A 16,169-nucleotide genomic window follows, 5' to 3' on the forward strand; every position below is an offset into this window, starting at 1 on the left:
ATGTAGTTTGATTACATTTTGCTGTGGTAGTATTTCAAAATGCAGATGTGCTTACTATGGTGACTTTGTTGGGAAGTCGTTTTCAGCCAGCAAGCAATACTGCAACAGTAGTTCATAATAAATTTGGGGACAAAGCACCATGCAAGTATCTGCATACAAACCACGGCTGTCGTTCTGGCAGTTGTGGAATATGAGTTTCGGTTTCTTTGGCATACAGTTTGGTTTTGCACTGCAAAATACCAATACCAGCCGCATATTTTCTACCCTGGGTGCGAACCCGGATGAGCTGGCCCTGTTCTGGCTGGCTGCGCCGATTACAGGCTTGCTGGTACAGCCTGTCATTGGCTACCTGAGCGACAATACCTGGCACCCTTTCTGGGGACGTCGTCGTCCTTTCTTTTTCATTGGTGCGATACTGGCGTCGATTGCCATGTTCCTCATGCCCAATTCCAGCGTCTTGTGGATGGCGATAGCGGTGTTGTGGATGATGGACAGTGCCATCAATATTTCCATGGAACCTTTCCGCGCTTTTGTTGGTGACAAGCTTGATGTCTCGCAACAAACTGCGGGCTTTGCCATGCAGACTTTCTTTATTGGTTGCGGTGGCGTGATTGCCTCTTTGTTGCCGACCATATTCACTGATTACTTGGGTGTCAGCAATGTACCTGTGAATGGTGCGATCCCTGATACTGTGCGTTATTCCTTTTATTTTGGCGGTGCCATATTTGCCTTGTCTGTCATGTGGACAGTTTTCACCAGCAAGGAAATTCCTCCGGCAGACCTGGAAAAATTCAAGCAGGAACGCAAGAATAACCAGGGCATAGGCAAGGCCGTATCAGAAATTCTTGGCGGTTTCACCAAAATGCCCAAGACCATGGCGCAACTGGCGCTGGTGCAATTCTTTACCTGGGTCGCCTTGTTTGCGATGTGGGTGTACACCACGCCCTCGATTGCGCAAACTGTTTTCCATAGCAGCGATGCACAGTCAGCAGCCTTCCAGGAAGGCGGTAACTGGGTGGGTATCATGTTCGCTGTGTATGGTGGTGTGTCGGCACTTGCGGCTTTCTTGTTGCCTGTGCTGGCGAAGATGACCAGCCGCAAATTTGTGCACATGCTTTGCCTGGTGATAGGTGGTGCCAGCCTCATGAGTATCTTCCTGATCTCATCGAAGCAAATGCTGCTCTTGCCCATGGTGGGCGTGGGCATAGCATGGGCCAGTGTGCTGACCATGCCATATGCAATTCTGGCGGGTGCATTGCCAGCGAACCGCATGGGTTATTACATGGGCTTGTTCAATTTCTTTGTGGTGATACCGCAGATCATTGCCGGTGTCGTGCTCGGTGCGATATTGAAGTATTTCTTTGATAACCAGTCCGTCAAGGTGCTGATGCTGGGTGGTGCTTGCATGATATTGGCGGGCTTGCTGACTTTGCTGGTCAAGGATGAAGCTGCTGAGGGAGCCTTGGTTGCATCTGGCATGGACAAGACGGCAGCTAATGCTGCTACCGTTTAAGCAATCAGCATCAGCCGGAGTCTCATCATGCAAGCAAAAGCAATCAGACTGGGGCTGGCAGCACTGCTGGCTGCGTCTTGTAGTTCCACGTCGCTGGCTGCACCCAAGCTAAAAACAGCCCAGCCATTTTTATGGGAAAACGCCACTGTCTATTTTTTACTGACAGATCGCTTTCATAATGCCAATCATAAAAATGATCTCGCTTATGGCCGTAAAAATGACGCAGCGCCTTTGCGCGGCTATGCTGGTGGCGATCTGGCTGGCATTACGGCGAAGATCAAGTCTGGTTATTTCAAAGACCTGGGTGTCGATGTCATCTGGTTCACGCCGCCGGTCGAGCAAATCCATGCCGGTACCGATGAGGGGACGGGCAAGTCTTATGGCTTTCACGGTTACTGGGCTAAGGACTTCACCCGCGTCGATGCCAACCTGGGTACTGAAGCTGACATGCGTGAGTTTGTTGATACCGCGCATGCACATGGCATGCGGGTCTTGCTGGATGTAGTCATGAACCACCTGGGGCCGGTGACGGAACAAGACCCGGTCTGGCCAGAAGAATGGGTCAGGACCTCGCCCACCTGTACTTACAAGGATACTGAAACCACTGTCAGTTGCACCTTGGTGAAAAACCTGCCGGACATACGCACAGACAGCAAAGCCACAGTCACCTTGCCGCCAGTGGTGGTAGCGAAATGGAAGGCAGAAGGGCGTTACGACAAAGAAGTCAAGGAGCTGGATGATTTTTTCCAGCGCACGGGCCTGGCCCGCGCCCCGCGCTACTACCTCATGAAATGGCATGTGGACTGGGTAAAGAAATACGGTGTCGATGGTTTCCGTGCTGATACCGCCAAACATACCGAACCAGAGGTCTGGAAAGAATTGCATGGACTCGCTAGCGCAGCGTATGAAGACTGGAAGCAAGCCAACCCTAAAAAGAAACTGGGCAAGCAGGCTTTCTTCATGACAGGCGAAGTCTATAACTACGTGTTGGCCCACGGTCAGGACTTTGATATGGGTGGCGGTAAGAAGGTCAATTTTTACCAGAATGGTTTTGACAGCCTCATCAATTTTGGTTTCAAGTCGGACGCCAATAAGACTTATGAAGCCTTGTTCAGTGATTATGCCGCGCGTCTGCATGGGCCATTGGCTGCTTACTCTGTACTCAATTACATCAGCTCGCATGATGATGGCGGGCCATTTGATCTCTTGCGCCAGAAACCGTTTGAATCTGCCAATAAACTCTTGCTCAGCCCTGGCGCTGCGCAAATTTATTATGGTGATGAAACTGCACGCTCGCTGAATGTCGCTGGTGCACAAGGTGATGCGACTTTGCGTTCTTTCATGAACTGGGATGAGCTGGCAAAGAATGCCAGCCGTGATGGCTATCGTATTGCCGATGTCCGGCAACACTGGAGCCGCCTGGGTTTGTTCCGGCGTGCCCACCCTGCCATAGGTGTGGGTGAGCATGAAAAACTGGCGGATCAGCCTTATACCTTCAAGCGTACTTATGACAAGAACGGCATCAGCGATAAAGTGGTGATTGCACTGGATATCCCGGCTAACAGCAATCCTGCCATCGGCGTCAGCGGCGTGTTTGCCGACGGACAAAAACTGCGTGACTATTACTCAGGCAAGACAGCGACAGTCGTCAATGGCAAGGTGCAATTCAATAGTGGCTTGAGCACGGTATTGATCGCGCCTTAGTATCACAGGCAAAAAAATAATTAGAGACAGCATGAAAAAAACAAGCATAGTCAAACTGAATATCTTCGCGGCGGCAGTCTTTGCATTGGTGAGTACAGTCCAGGCACAAAATTCTGCGCGCACTATCGTGTCAGTCAGCAAGCAGGCTGGCCACCTGGAAATCAAAACCAATGATGGCCTCTATGTCTTGAAGCCATATAGCGACAAGATCATGGAAACCAGTTTTATTCCTGTTGCTGAGAAATTCAATCCGGCTTCGCATGCAGTTGTTTTGTCACCGGCCCGCGTCAAGGCCAGTTTCAAAGAAACAGCAAACAGCATTCAGTACATTGCGGGTGACATCAGTGTCAGCATCACCAAATCACCGCTGCAAATTGCCTATGCTTATAAAGGCAAGCCCTTGCTGTCTGAAAAAAATGGCTATAGCAAAACGGCAGAGGCAGAAGTACTGGATTTTAATCTGGATGCCAGTGAAGCCTTGTACGGTGGCGGTGCCCGTGCACTTGGCATGAACCGTCGCGGCAATCGCCTGCCTTTGTACAACAAGGCGCACTATGGTTATGAAGAACGTTCAGAACAAATGAACTTTGCCATGCCGTTGGTGTTTTCATCGAAGATGTATGGCCTGCATTTTGATAATGCGGCAATAGGCCAGCTTGACCTGGACAGCAAGAAAAACAATGTGCTGGCTTATGAAACCATCAGTGGTCGCAAGACTTACCAGGTCATCGCTGGTGACAGTTGGGCAGACATCGTCAGTAACTATACCAGTCTGACTGGGCGTCAGCCTTTGCCGCCGCGCTGGACCTTTGGTAATTTCGCCAGCCGCTTTGGTTATCATAATGAAGCAGAAGCGCGCAACATACTGGATAAATTCCGCACTGAAAAAATTCCTGTCGATGCCATCATCTTTGATCTTTTCTGGTTCGGTAAAGACGTCAAGGGCACCATGGGTAATCTGGAATTTGATAAAGACAGCTTCCCCAATCCCAAAGGCATGATTGCTGACTTTGCCCAGCAAGATATCAAGACTATCCTGATTACCGAGCCTTTCATTTTGACGACCTCAAAAAAATGGCAAGAGGCTGTCGATAAAAATATTCTGGCAACTGATAAGCAGGGCAAGCCATTTACCTATGATTTTTATTTTGGAAATACTGGCCTCATCGATATCTTCAACCCGCCCGCGCAAGACTGGTTCTGGGCTATCTATAAAGATCTGAAGAATATGGGAGTAGCTGGCTGGTGGGGTGATCTGGGCGAACCGGAAGTCCATCCATCGGCCTTACAGCATAAAACTGGCAGTGCCGATGAATTACACAATATCTATGGTCATAACTGGGCCAAACTGATTGCTGATGGCTACAAGAAAGATTACTCAAATCAGCGACCTTTCATCCTCATGCGCTCTGGTTATTCAGGTTCGCAAAGGCTGGGCATGATACCGTGGTCTGGTGATGTCAATCGCACCTGGGGCGGATTGCGTTCACAACCTGAGATAGCCTTGCAGATGGGTATGCAGGGTATGGCTTATATGCATTCTGACCTTGGTGGTTTTGCTGGTGCCAATCTGGATGACGAGTTGTATACGCGCTGGTTGCAGTATGGCGTGTTCCAGCCCGTGTTCCGCCCGCATGCGCAAGAAGAAGTGGCATCCGAACCCGTCTTGCGTGAAGCGAAGACCAGGGCGCTGGCCAAAGCAGCAATAGAATTGCGTTATCGCATGCTGCCGTATAACTATACCCTGGCATTTGAGAATAACCAGCACGGCCTGCCTTTCATGCGCCCGTTATTTTTTGCGGAACCACAGAACCAGAAACTGCAAACCGTGGCTGACACTTATCTATGGGGAGATAGCTTTCTCGTGCATCCTGTCATGAAGGCAGGTGAAAAAGAAGCCAGCGTCTACTTCCCGGCAGGCAGCACCTGGTTTGATTTTTATACTGGTCAGCAATATCAAGGTGGTGCTAGTGGCATGGTAAGCGTGGAGCAAGACCATATCCCGGTGTTTGTGTGTGCTGGCGCTTTTGTTCCCATGAGTCCGCTGGTCCAGAATACCCGCGATTATTCAGCAAAAAAACTGGAGCTGCATTATTACCATGATGCTGCCGTCAAGAAGTCGGCAGGCAAGTTGTATGACGATGATGGCGAAACCGCGAATGCTTATGAGAAGGGGGCTTACACCCTCATGCACTTCAGTAGCCAGGCAAATGTTGCGCAGTTGAAAATCAGTCTGCGAGCGCAGACAGGCGTACATGCTGAGGCTGCGGACAGGGATATCGCACTGCATATACACAATTTTGCCAGCAAACCAGCATCAGTAAGCCTGCAAGGAAAAGCGACACCGTTCAACTGGGATGAAGCAAAAAAACAGTTACATATCGATGTGCACTGGCTAAAAAACAGCAAGGCAGAACTATCAATAAAGTTAAGTAAATGATATTGTCATGCCCGTTTAGAGCCAGATGCAGGTAGCTTGCTACGGCAATCACTGATTTTGGGCATGATTTTCAGGGTGTTTGTGGTAAATTGCGGAATTGTATTCTCTGTAGGAACCTGTTTACGATCTGTAGCGAGCGGGTGTCAGCGGGGTCGAGGGTAACAAAAACGCAGCACAAAAAAGCGGAATGTACTCTAGTACATGAGCATTTTGAGCAGCACTTGAGTCCCGCATTAATTACTATCACGCCCGCGCAGTAAGATCGCAAGCAGGTTCTAAGAAAATAGGCAGCAAACCGTATATATGAAGACAGCATGACGACAGAACACGCACTTGTAGAACATGGTAACGCGGCGGGCTTTTCCAGTGGCCCGCGCTTGTTGGCAGATATAGGCGCAACCCATGCGCGCTTTACACTTGAGTCTTCACCAGGTGTGTTTGAATCCGTCAAGGTCTTGAAGTGTGACGAATACACCGACATCATCGCCTTGCTGCGCGCCTATTTATCCACTGTGCCCGCCAGCAAAGTACATCATGCTGCGTTTGCACTGGCCAACCCTATCGACGGTGACCAGGTCAGGATGACCAACCGCGACTGGGCATTTTCCATAGAAGATGTACGGCGTGAATTCGGTTTATACACCCTGCTCATCGTCAATGACTTTACCGCCCTGGCCATGTCCTTGCCGGGTTTACAGGCTAAAGACCTGATGCAGGTTGGCGGTGGTACGCCGGTGGCTAAATCCGTTATTGGTGTTTTGGGACCAGGTACGGGTCTGGGTGTGTCTGGCCTGATTCCTACTTCTGATGGTTTCGTCACACTGGGCAGTGAGGGCGGCCACGTCAATTTCGCGCCGGTGGATGAGCGTGAATATGCCATTCTGCAATTTGCCTGGAAAGAATGGTCGCATGTTTCTACCGAGCGTCTGATTTCTGGCCCTGGCCTGGAATTGATTTACCGCGCTTTGGCAGACAGGAATAACAAAAAGGTCAAAGGCCTGCCAGCGCAAGACATCATGCGCGGTGCACTGACTGATGCTGACGCACTTTGCCTGGAAACCCTGGAATGCTTTTGCGGCATGCTCGGCAGTTTTAGTGCCAATCTGGCAGTGACCCTGGGGGCTTTTGGCGGTATCTATATAGGTGGTGGCATCGTCCCGCTGATGGGCGATTATTTCGCCACTTCTGCCTTCCGCACACGCTTTGAAGCCAAAGGGCGTTTCACCAGCTATCTGGCACAGATCCCCACCTTTGTGATTACAACACCCAACCCGGCGTTTTATGGCGTGTCGGCAATTTTGTCTGAGCACTTGCGTGGCCGCAGTGGCGATAGTTCATTGATGGACCGCATACAGCAAATCCAGGCAGAGCTGACACCGGCAGAGCGCCGTGTCGCGACCCTGGTGCTGGAAAACCCGCGTACAGTATTGAATGAGGCAATCGCAGAGATTGCCCGTCTGGCTGATGTCAGCCAGCCTACCGTCATCCGCTTCTGCCGTTCGCTGGGCTTCCTTGGCCTGGCTGATTTCAAACTCAAGTTTGCCAGCAGTCTCACCGGCACGATACCTGTACGCCATAGCCAGGTGCGCATGAGCGACAGCACGCATGACCTGAGTGCCAAGGTTATCGATAATACAGTCTCGGCGATCTTGAATTTCCGTGACCAGCTGGACGTACGTTCGCTAGACCAGGCGATCGCCCTGTTGCGCAAGGCGAACAAGGTCGAGTTTTATGCCATGGGCAATTCACGTGCCGTGGCGCTGGATGGCCAGCATAAATTCTTCCGTTTCCGCATTCCTACTGCGTCCTATGGTGATGCGCATTTATTTTCCATGGCGGCAGAATTGCTGAATCCCGGTGATGTCGTCATCGTTGTCTCGAACTCTGGCAAACTGCCAGAGTTGCTGAAAGCGGTTGACGCTGCCCGCCTGGCCGGGGCAGATGTGATTGCGATTACGCCCAATCAGTCACCACTGGCCAAAAAAGCGACAGTCTGTCTGGCTGTGAATCATACCGAAGATAATGCCACCTTTTTGTCCATGATTTCACGCATCCTGCAATTATTGCTGATCGATATTATTGCAGTAGGTTTGTCAGTCGATGCACCTGGAGCCGAAGGGCATGGCGACGTCAAGCGCAAGGAGTTATCGCGCTTCAGTAACTTGCTGATTTCTCATCTGGACAGTTGATTACAATTTGGTGGTAAGCGCTATGACAGCAGCACTGCTTGCCTAAGCCGTCTGGCTGCTGTTATTGTTTTGCCTTTCCTCTTTGATGGACAGGCATGTCAGCTCTTGATCCCTTGGTCTTGCTCGATGCAGCTTTGCGCGGCACACTACTGGCTTTGCTTTTGCTGCTGTCCGCCATACTGGGCCGTGACCGTCCGCAATTGCTGGTGGTGCGTTCCGGCATTGCACTTTGCCTTGGACTTGCGGTACAGGTGATCAGCGCTACTCCCTGGTTTGAAACCATGGTGCCGCGTTTGTGGCAAGCACCTCTGGTCGCCATTTCTGTTGCAAATGCCGTGCTGTTCTGGGTATTTGTGCAAGCGCTGTTTGATGATGATTATATATTGCGACCCTGGCAGGTGCTGGTCTGGTTTGCCGTTGCTGCCCTGAGTGCACTGAACTGTGCTGTTGTGGCTGGTAGTGCCACCGTCATTGCGCCGCTGACTGTGGGTGTACAACGCGCAATACCCTTGATGTTTGCTATCCTGGCTGCTTTGGCTGCGGCGAAGAACTGGCGTACCGACCTGGTTGAGCAACGCCGCCGCCTGCGCGCTTTTATTGTCATTGCTGGCAGTATTTATACCGTTTTATTATTGATTGCCCGTTTAAGCTCGCCACAGGGGAGACTCGCAGGTGGTACCGCGATGGCTGACGTGCTTGTGTTGTTGCTCATCATCGCTGTTGTGACATTCAGGATGTTAAAACTGGGACATCTGGACTTGTTCCCGCTGCCTGCGGTTTCACCAAAAGAACAAGCCGTCCTACCAGCTCATCCTTTACCTGTCATTGCGCCTGATACGGGTGAAGACAAACTGGTGATTGCTTTACAAAAGCTCATGCAGGATGAGCGCCATTACCGCAGCGAAGACCTGACGCTGGCCAGCCTGGCTGGCAAGATGCAAATTCCTGAATACCGTTTGCGCAAGCTTATCAACCAGCAGCTTGGCTACCGCAATTTCAATGCCTACATCAATGCCTTTCGTCTGGACGAAGCACGTGCTGCTTTGTCTGACCCGGCGCAGCGTGATTTGCCTGTCCTGACGATTGCGCTGACTTCCGGCTTTCAGTCCATAGGGCCATTCAACCGTGCCTTCAAGGCGGCCACCGGGCTCACACCTACTGAGTACCGCAAAGAAAATATGGCCGATTCTTGAAATCGGTTAGCCGAAATCTGCAATTTGCAGTCTGCGGCAAGACATCATTCACTTTCCTGCGCATAGTCCGTTCATCCGGGGTCTAGCCTCCGGCACTCAACCGATTGGAGCCTGAATGATGAAAGCGAAGTATCTACTTCTTGTTAGACGACTATTCAACTGTTTCACATATGCGCTGCTATGCCTGCTGTTTTTTAGCAGTGGCATGGCAAAGGCATCTGTTGGCCTGACAACGATAGCCCCAAGCGCTACAGACGGCACTATCACCCTGTATTACCCCAGCAATGCGCCCGAACAACAAGTGCACCGTGGCCGTTTTCAATTCAAGCTGGCTGAACAGTCAGAGCCTGTACGTGGCAATGGTCATCTGATTATTATTTCCCATGGTTCCGGCGGCTCGCCCTGGGTATATGCAGACCTGGCGCGCAGCTTGGTTGAGGCAGGTTTTGTTGTTGCCATGCCTGAACATCATGCCGACAACTACAAGGACGATAGCCATCCCGGCCCCGATAGCTGGACTTTACGGCCAGCTGAAGTATCGCGCGCCATAGATGCTGTTGGCCGTGACTCGCGCTTTGCGCCCTTGCTGACGCTGGACAAGGTAGGCATGTATGGCATGTCGGCAGGCGGCCACACCGCGCTCAGCATGGCAGGTGGGCGCTGGTCACCGGCTGGTTTCAAACAGCATTGTGAAGAAGACCTCGTCAATGACTTTCAATCCTGCGTGGGCCTGAATACCAGGCTCACTGACGGGTTCTTTGATGGTCTGAGGAAATGGCTGGCCCTGATGATCATCCGCAGCCGCTTCAGTGATACCACCATGCGCGAGCACCATGACCCCCGCGTTGCTGCGGTTGTAGCTGGCGTGCCAGCCGCTGCTGACTTTGATATGACATCACTGCAAAATCCACCTGTGCCACTGGGCCTGGTGACTGCCGGGCAAGACCGCTGGCTGGTGCCGCGTTTTCATAGCAGCAGGGTATTGGCCGCCTGCCAGACTTGTGAGCATATTGCAGACCTGCCCGAGGCTGGTCATGGTTCATTGCTGTCGCCATTGCCACCAAACCTGACTGGGCTGATTGGCGACATGCTCAACGATCCACCCGGTTTTGACCGTGCGCAAATGTCTGCGGTGGACAAGAAAATTACCGCATTCTTTGAGAAGCATTTATTACATTAGAAATGCTTTATTTATTGAGCAGGTAATTGAAGCTGAAAGACACCCTGTCGGTATCCGTGAGGTTGGGACCTACTCTATGGAATACATCGGACCTGAACAAGACCAGCTTGCCGACTTCAGGTTCGATGACATAGTTTTCAAACTGCTTGTATTGCATGTCGCAAGGGAAGATGGCGAGCTCGCCATCATGCTGGTTGGTGCTGAAATAATAGACGCCGCTGATAGGCACGCCTTCAACATTCCTGTCGTGATTATGTCTTTCCTGGTAACCAAATTTCTTGGTGACATTGATCCAGCTTTGCGTGTACTGGTGATCTATTTTCCAGTCCTTGTCGCGCCTGGTCATGTGAACAAACAGCAAGACACTATCTTCTATGAATTTTCTTAAATGGTGTAAGCCTGCAAGCGCAAAGATATTTTTCTCATTGCCGAATGAGCTGAGCACATTGTCACCCCATGAATGGCTCAGCAAGCGGTTCAAGTCTTCCTTGCGGCGCAAGACTTCGTCATTGATTGCATAAATGGTGTCGTCATCGGCCTTGGAGATGCCAACCAGGGTAGGGAAGAGTACTTCGATATTCATGTGCGCACCTTATGAAGTGATGCACATGATCATAGATGATTTGCCTGCTTATTTGCGTGTTATTGCGATACTTTATGGCGGTGGAAGCAGTGATTTTTTAATGCTTCATTCCCTGCTCGTTCCCTTTTTCGCAAATCACCTCAAGCCCCGGGCATTCTGCATGCAATTGCGCCAGCAGGGCCTTGGCAATACCAAGCTCACGGTAACTGGGTTTCACATACAGGACATGGACGCATACTTGCCCGGCAAGTATGCTGCAATCCAGCGCGCCCACATGCTGCTGATCCAGGAATGCAGACAGCAACAAATGTGTGCAGTTGCTTTGTTCATCTTGTTTGCAGATGCGCAGTGCCGTTTTCACAGCTTCGCCAGAAGTGATCTCAGTCATGATTTCACTGCTCCCCATAAGTAGTGGACGCCCAAAGCCAGCAGGCCTATGAAAAAACAACGCCTGAACAGCGCTGGCTGCATTTTGTCGCGTATGACTTGCCCCAATTGCATGCCTGCCAACGCGGGTAGCAGGGCCAGCATGGAATCACCGGCAATATTCCATTGCAAAGTACCGTTGCCATACAGATTGATACCCAAGGCCAGCGTGGATACCGTGAAAGACAAGCCCATGGCTTGCACCAGTTTGTCCTTGTCAAGATTCAGTGCTTGCAGGTAAGGGACAGACGGCAAGACAAATACGCCGGTAGACGCGGTGACCATGCCTGTCGCAATGCCGATGACAGGGGCGAGTCTGTGTTCTGCATGACCTGGCACTTGCCAATGTACCGACGCCAAGCCCATGACGCCATATAGCAGCAATGCCACGCCCAGTCCCGCCCCTGACCAGACTGGACTGAGCTTGCTGAATAAGAGTCCCGAAACAAAAGTACCCAGACAGATGCCCAATAGCATAGGGCTCAGGCGGCGTAATAAGGGCAGTAACCTGGCACCGCTGGTGAGTTGCCAGATATTCGTTAAAAGCGAAGGTAAAAACAATAAGGCAGCGGCTTGCATGGTCGTCATCGACAAACTCAACAAGGCGATTGCCACCGTGGGCAAGCCCAGGCCTATGACTCCCTTGACCATGCCTGCCAGGAGAAAAATAAAGCTTACGGCCAGCCACTGCGTGCTGTTGCCATGAGGGGTAAATAGCGCAATGAAGGATTCCATATAGACAGTTTGCCATTACCAGCAAGAACTGAAAATGTGGAATATACTCAGGCAGGCTTCGTATTTTACGTAGTCTAGAATTTGAAAATATTATTCTAATGCGCTTTGACCTGGTCGATTTGCAGTTATTTGTCCACGTAGTGGAGGCGGGCAGCATCACCGCAGGGGCTGAGCGTTCCCATCTGGCGCTAGCGTCGGCCAGTGCACGTCTGCGCGGCATGGAAGATTTGCTGGGCGTGCCCCTGTTGCTGCGGCAAAGGCGCGGTGTTGAAGTCACTGATGCTGGCCGCACTCTGCTGCATCATGCGCGCATGTTGATGCAGCAAATGGAAAGAATGCGTGGTGACCTGGGTGATTATGCAAAAGGTCTCAAGGGGCATATACGCATGTTGTGCAATACCTCGGCGCTGACTGAATTTTTGCCGCAGGCGCTGGCCATTTACATGCAGGCACATCCACATATCAATATTGAAGTCGAAGAAAGGCTCAGCAATGACATCGTGCAAGCCATCATCGCCGAGCAGGCAGATATAGGCATCATTGCCGATACCGTAGACAGTGCAGACTTGCAGACGTTTTCATTCCGCCAGGATCAACTGGTGCTGGTGACTGCCGCACAGCATCCTTTGCAAATCACGGCAACTATCAATGGCAGCCTGTCCTTTGCGGATGCCCTGACCTATGATTTTGTCGGTCTGGCAGGTGACAGCGCCCTGCAACAATACCTGAATGAACATGCGGCGCGGCTAGGGCAGCGTTTGCATTACCGCCTGCGCCTGCGCAGCTTTGATGGCATCTGTCGCATGGTGGAAAGTGGGGCTGGCATCGCCATCATCCCAGAGACAGCAGCGCTACGTTATGAGCAACTTATGAAGATACACAGGCTGTATCTGACAGATACCTGGGCCGTCAGGAATCTGCTGATCTGTGTGCGGCAATATGATGAATTGCCAACTTATGCACGTGAACTGATCAATGCCATCAAGGCTTGAAACTTTTGCGCAGCATGCAAATAGCTTGGTCTGCCGGTCTTCTTGCTACAATGCAGGTCTGTCTTCATCTTCACACTCAGTTTCCATGTCAGTCACTACATCCATAGGTAATGTTTTCAAGAACTTCAGGGACAAGTTTGTATCCGGCTCTGTCAGCCAGCCTGCAAGTACGGTATTTACCCATCTGAATATTGATGCAGAATTAACGCTGGCCTTGTTTGAAGTCTTGACTGCAGAAACAATCAAGCTGAAATGGCAAGATAATTACCTCGCTCTGGACGAAGGCTTGTTACTGGCTGTGGAACGTGTGGAAACCGTTGCGCTTGCCGAAGATAAATGTCGTACCTGTACACGCATCTATGCCAGCCATGCAGAGTACTTCCCGCAAGGCCTGAGCGAATACCAGCATGCCATGGGGGCCACTGAGTCAGAAGCCATGCTGGAGGGTTTGCGCACCTGGGTGAAGATGGACTTATTGGCTTTGCTGGATGCTACCCGTGAGCAGCCACTGAATTGCACTGTCATAGAAATGAATACCAGCGCTGAGGCGGCAGAAAGCAGCAGTTTTCGCCAGGTGATACTGGGTCCAGTCGCCCACCTCGCCAGCCAGCCTGAACACAAGAAAAAAGAAGCGCATCCATTTTGCCCATGCTGCCTGTTCACAGAAAGCATGCCCGCTTTTCATGATTTATTACAGACCAGTGATTTTCTCGGCATACGCCTGTTTGCCTCGCGTGATAATGATGGCAAGTTGGCTGCGGATTGCCGTGTCAATGGCGAAGATTTTTTTCCGGCAATTGAACACCTGAAACAATATGCAGAAAAATGGCCACAGCGCGGGCTGGAGTTCCGCAAGCAATATGTGGTTGTCAGGACTAGCAAACATAGTGTCAATCAGGCGCAACTAGTGCAACCCGGCAAGGCTCAGCTTTGATGTCGCTTCGTCAGGTCAAATGTTGAATGTGATACATTAGAAATTACCATTCGCGATGCGTCGCCAATTTACTATCAATGAGTGAGGAATATTATGTACCGTAGCTACTTCAAGGGACAATGGAGTGAAGGCAATACGCCACTGTTTGGCGCCATGGATAATGCTGTCTGGCTAGGTTCCTCAGTGTTTGATGGTGCGCGTTCCATACGTGGCCTGACACCGGATCTGCGCCTGCATCTGGCCCGCGTCATACAGTCGGCACAGCGCCTGGGTTTGCAATGCCCTTACAATGTCGATGAGTTGGAAGCCTTGTGCCGTGAGGGCATTGCCCTGTTCCCGGCGGATGCTGAGTTGTATATACGCCCGCTGGTGTTTGGCACTGACGGTTTGCTAATCCCTGAACCATCAACTACTGGCTTTGCGCTGACTTTGTTTGATGCGCCCATGCCAGCATTTACCGGCTTCTCTGCCTGCCTGTCCAGCCTGCGTCGTCCCGATCCTTCCATGGCACCGACTGATGCCAAGGCTTCCTGCCTGTATCCAAATACCACCAGGGCTTTGCGCGAAGCCAAGGAAAGAGGTTTTGACAATGGCGTGGTCCGTGACGTGCATGGCAACGTGGCTGAATTTGCCACTGCCAATCTCTTCTTTGTAACTGCAGAGGATGAGATCGTCACGCCTGTGGCAAACGGCAGTTTCTTGTCCGGCATTACGCGTGCACGTGTCATTGGTTTGCTCAAGGAAGATGGCAAGCAAGTGTCTGAACGCACTGTAAAGCCAGAAGAATTGCTGGCGGCCAAAGAGATTTTCAATACAGGAAATTTTGCCAAGGTCACGCCTTGCACCAAATATGAAAATCGCGAATTGCCTATAGGTGCAGTGGCGACGCGTGCCCGTGATCTGTATTTGCAATTCATGCAAAATACCTGATTTGGACCCTGACTTAGACTGAACGACAGATCGATGCTGAAGCGCATACATCATGTAGCCATCATTTGCGCTGATTATCAGGTGTCCAAGGATTTCTATACCCGGATTCTGGGCTTAAGCGTTATTGCTGAAACCTATAGGTCAGAGAGAGCTTCATACAAGCTTGATCTGGCCTTGCCAGACGGTTCACAAATAGAATTGTTTTCCTTCCCTGATGCGCCACTCAGGGTATCCCGGCCTGAGGCGCAGGGTTTGCGTCACCTGGCATTTGAGGTCGATGATGTGTCAGTCTGCAAAGCGATGCTGGAGGCAAAGGGGCTGGAAGTGGAAGATATCAGGCTGGACGAATTGACAGGGCGGCGCTTTGTCTTTTTTGCTGATCCTGATGGCTTGCCCCTGGAGTTGTATGAAGCTCTGCCTCGATAGATTTGCCAGGTAGCATGCGAAAAGTATGAGTCGAAAAAAAACCGGGGAATGAAGATTCCCCGGTTTTTTTGACATACCCTGAATTACTTCAAGAACTGCTCGTTCCCAACCATACCAATCTTGGTCACACCCAGACGCTGTGCCGCCGCCATGACCGCAGCCACAGACTTGTAAGGCACAACAGCGACCGGACGCAGATGGATCTCAGGCTGGTTTGCCACTGAAGCGGCTTCCGCCAGTTTTGCTTCCAGTTGCTTGGGATCTACTGCAGTCCCATTCCAGGACACGGTACCATCAAAATCCACATCCACATTGATCACGACTGGATCGACCAGTGGTGGTGGCGTTGGACCTGTCGGCAAATTCAGATTCACTGCATGATTCTGAATAGGAATGGTAATAATCAACATGATGATCAATACCAGCATGACGTCAATCAGCGGCGTCATGTTCATTTCTATCATCACTTCCGGATCGGCTGAACCACCGCCGGAACCCATTTGCATACCCATAATGCTTCCTTTATGAATTACTTATTCACATAACGAATGATGCGGAATGTAAATAAAAAATCAAACTTCAAGACCAAAAATCTTCACCACAGAGACACAGAGTCACAGAGAAAAACCACAGAGAAAACTTTTTAATACATGCTGCTTGTAATGACCAAATGAAATGATCTGTGATCAGTTTCAGCAACAAGACTTTCCTCTTGCCTTTCTCTGTGTCTCCGTGTCTCTGTGTTGAGAGGTCTTGCTTTGAGGTGCGCGCGGCGCACCCTACTGTCTTAGTTCCGCGGAGGCGGTTCAATCACGAAGCCGACCTTGGCGATACCGGCACGTTGTGCCGTCAGGATACTTTTGCCAATAAACTCGTAGCGGGTATTCTGATCACCCCGGATATGCAACTCCGGTTGCGGAATCT

The 16,169-nt window shown here is 50.9% G+C and carries 15 protein-coding genes; 10 read left to right on the forward strand and 5 right to left on the reverse strand.

Features of this window, described 5'->3' with window-relative positions; translation table 11 throughout:
- The first annotated feature begins 139 nt into the window (after nucleotides 1-139).
- From ACO0LD_RS11870 to ACO0LD_RS11895, 6 genes are all read left to right on the forward strand, one after another.
- Entirely contained in the window at nucleotides 140-1,513 is a 1,374-nt protein-coding gene (locus ACO0LD_RS11870) for an MFS transporter (RefSeq protein WP_423006926.1), read from the forward strand.
- A gap of 27 nt (nucleotides 1,514-1,540) precedes the next feature.
- Nucleotides 1,541-3,217: an alpha-amylase family glycosyl hydrolase gene (locus tag ACO0LD_RS11875; protein WP_423006928.1), complete on the forward strand. Its 1,677-nt coding sequence runs from the start codon at nucleotides 1,541-1,543 to the stop codon at nucleotides 3,215-3,217.
- A 31-nt stretch (nucleotides 3,218-3,248) separates the two neighbouring features.
- Nucleotides 3,249-5,657, forward strand: a complete 2,409-nt coding sequence (locus ACO0LD_RS11880) for a TIM-barrel domain-containing protein (RefSeq protein WP_423006930.1) — start codon at nucleotides 3,249-3,251, stop codon at nucleotides 5,655-5,657.
- A gap of 314 nt (nucleotides 5,658-5,971) precedes the next feature.
- Nucleotides 5,972-7,846, forward strand: a complete 1,875-nt coding sequence (locus ACO0LD_RS11885; RefSeq protein WP_423006932.1) for a glucokinase — start codon at nucleotides 5,972-5,974, stop codon at nucleotides 7,844-7,846.
- A gap of 95 nt (nucleotides 7,847-7,941) precedes the next feature.
- Nucleotides 7,942-9,039, forward strand: coding sequence for a helix-turn-helix domain-containing protein (locus ACO0LD_RS11890; protein WP_423006934.1), 1,098 nt, complete (start codon nucleotides 7,942-7,944; stop codon nucleotides 9,037-9,039).
- Between the two features lie 205 nt (nucleotides 9,040-9,244).
- Complete coding sequence (locus ACO0LD_RS11895) at nucleotides 9,245-10,219, forward strand: alpha/beta hydrolase family protein (protein WP_423006936.1); 975 nt, start codon at nucleotides 9,245-9,247, stop codon at nucleotides 10,217-10,219.
- A gap of 7 nt (nucleotides 10,220-10,226) precedes the next feature.
- Here ACO0LD_RS11895 and ACO0LD_RS11900 read toward each other — a convergent pair whose 3' ends face one another.
- The 3 genes from ACO0LD_RS11900 to ACO0LD_RS11910 all read right to left on the reverse strand — a co-directional run bounded on the left by ACO0LD_RS11900 (nucleotide 10,227) and on the right by ACO0LD_RS11910 (nucleotide 11,963).
- The gene (locus tag ACO0LD_RS11900; protein ID WP_423006938.1) at nucleotides 10,227-10,802 is read right to left on the reverse strand and encodes a putative 2OG-Fe(II) oxygenase; all 576 of its coding nucleotides are present in this window, start codon (nucleotides 10,800-10,802) and stop codon (nucleotides 10,227-10,229) included.
- Nucleotides 10,803-10,899: 97 nt separating this feature from the next.
- Nucleotides 10,900-11,190: a GNAT family N-acetyltransferase gene (locus ACO0LD_RS11905; RefSeq protein WP_423006940.1), complete on the reverse strand. Its 291-nt coding sequence runs from the start codon at nucleotides 11,188-11,190 to the stop codon at nucleotides 10,900-10,902.
- Complete coding sequence (locus tag ACO0LD_RS11910; RefSeq protein WP_423006942.1) at nucleotides 11,187-11,963, reverse strand: sulfite exporter TauE/SafE family protein; 777 nt, start codon at nucleotides 11,961-11,963, stop codon at nucleotides 11,187-11,189. Before ACO0LD_RS11910 ends, ACO0LD_RS11905 begins: the two co-directional genes overlap by 4 nt.
- A 98-nt stretch (nucleotides 11,964-12,061) precedes the next feature.
- Here ACO0LD_RS11910 and ACO0LD_RS11915 point away from each other — a divergent pair, with 98 nt between their 5' ends.
- The 4 genes from ACO0LD_RS11915 (at nucleotide 12,062) to ACO0LD_RS11930 (ending at nucleotide 15,245) form a co-directional block, all read left to right on the forward strand.
- Entirely contained in the window at nucleotides 12,062-12,955 is an 894-nt protein-coding gene (locus tag ACO0LD_RS11915; protein WP_423006944.1) for a LysR substrate-binding domain-containing protein, read from the forward strand.
- 85 nt (nucleotides 12,956-13,040) lie between these two features.
- Entirely contained in the window at nucleotides 13,041-13,889 is an 849-nt protein-coding gene (locus tag ACO0LD_RS11920) for a DUF6348 family protein (RefSeq protein WP_423006946.1), read from the forward strand.
- 93 nt (nucleotides 13,890-13,982) lie between these two features.
- On the forward strand, nucleotides 13,983-14,819 hold the full coding sequence (locus tag ACO0LD_RS11925) for a branched-chain amino acid aminotransferase (RefSeq protein ID WP_423006948.1): 837 nt from the start codon (nucleotides 13,983-13,985) through the stop codon (nucleotides 14,817-14,819).
- A gap of 33 nt (nucleotides 14,820-14,852) precedes the next feature.
- Nucleotides 14,853-15,245, forward strand: a complete 393-nt coding sequence (locus ACO0LD_RS11930) for a VOC family protein (protein ID WP_423006950.1) — start codon at nucleotides 14,853-14,855, stop codon at nucleotides 15,243-15,245.
- Nucleotides 15,246-15,328: 83 nt separating this feature from the next.
- Here the strand turns inward: ACO0LD_RS11930 and ACO0LD_RS11935 are convergent, their stop codons facing one another.
- A complete protein-coding gene (locus ACO0LD_RS11935) occupies nucleotides 15,329-15,757 on the reverse strand; it encodes an ExbD/TolR family protein (protein ID WP_423006952.1) in 429 nt (142 codons plus the stop codon).
- A gap of 275 nt (nucleotides 15,758-16,032) precedes the next feature.
- Nucleotides 16,033-16,169, reverse strand: a 137-nt coding sequence (locus tag ACO0LD_RS11940) for an ExbD/TolR family protein (protein ID WP_423006970.1), incomplete at its 5' end; no start/stop codon positions are given.

The organism is Undibacterium sp. Ji83W, from assembly GCF_049340385.1.
Classification (GTDB): Bacteria; Pseudomonadota; Gammaproteobacteria; order Burkholderiales; family Burkholderiaceae_D; genus Undibacterium.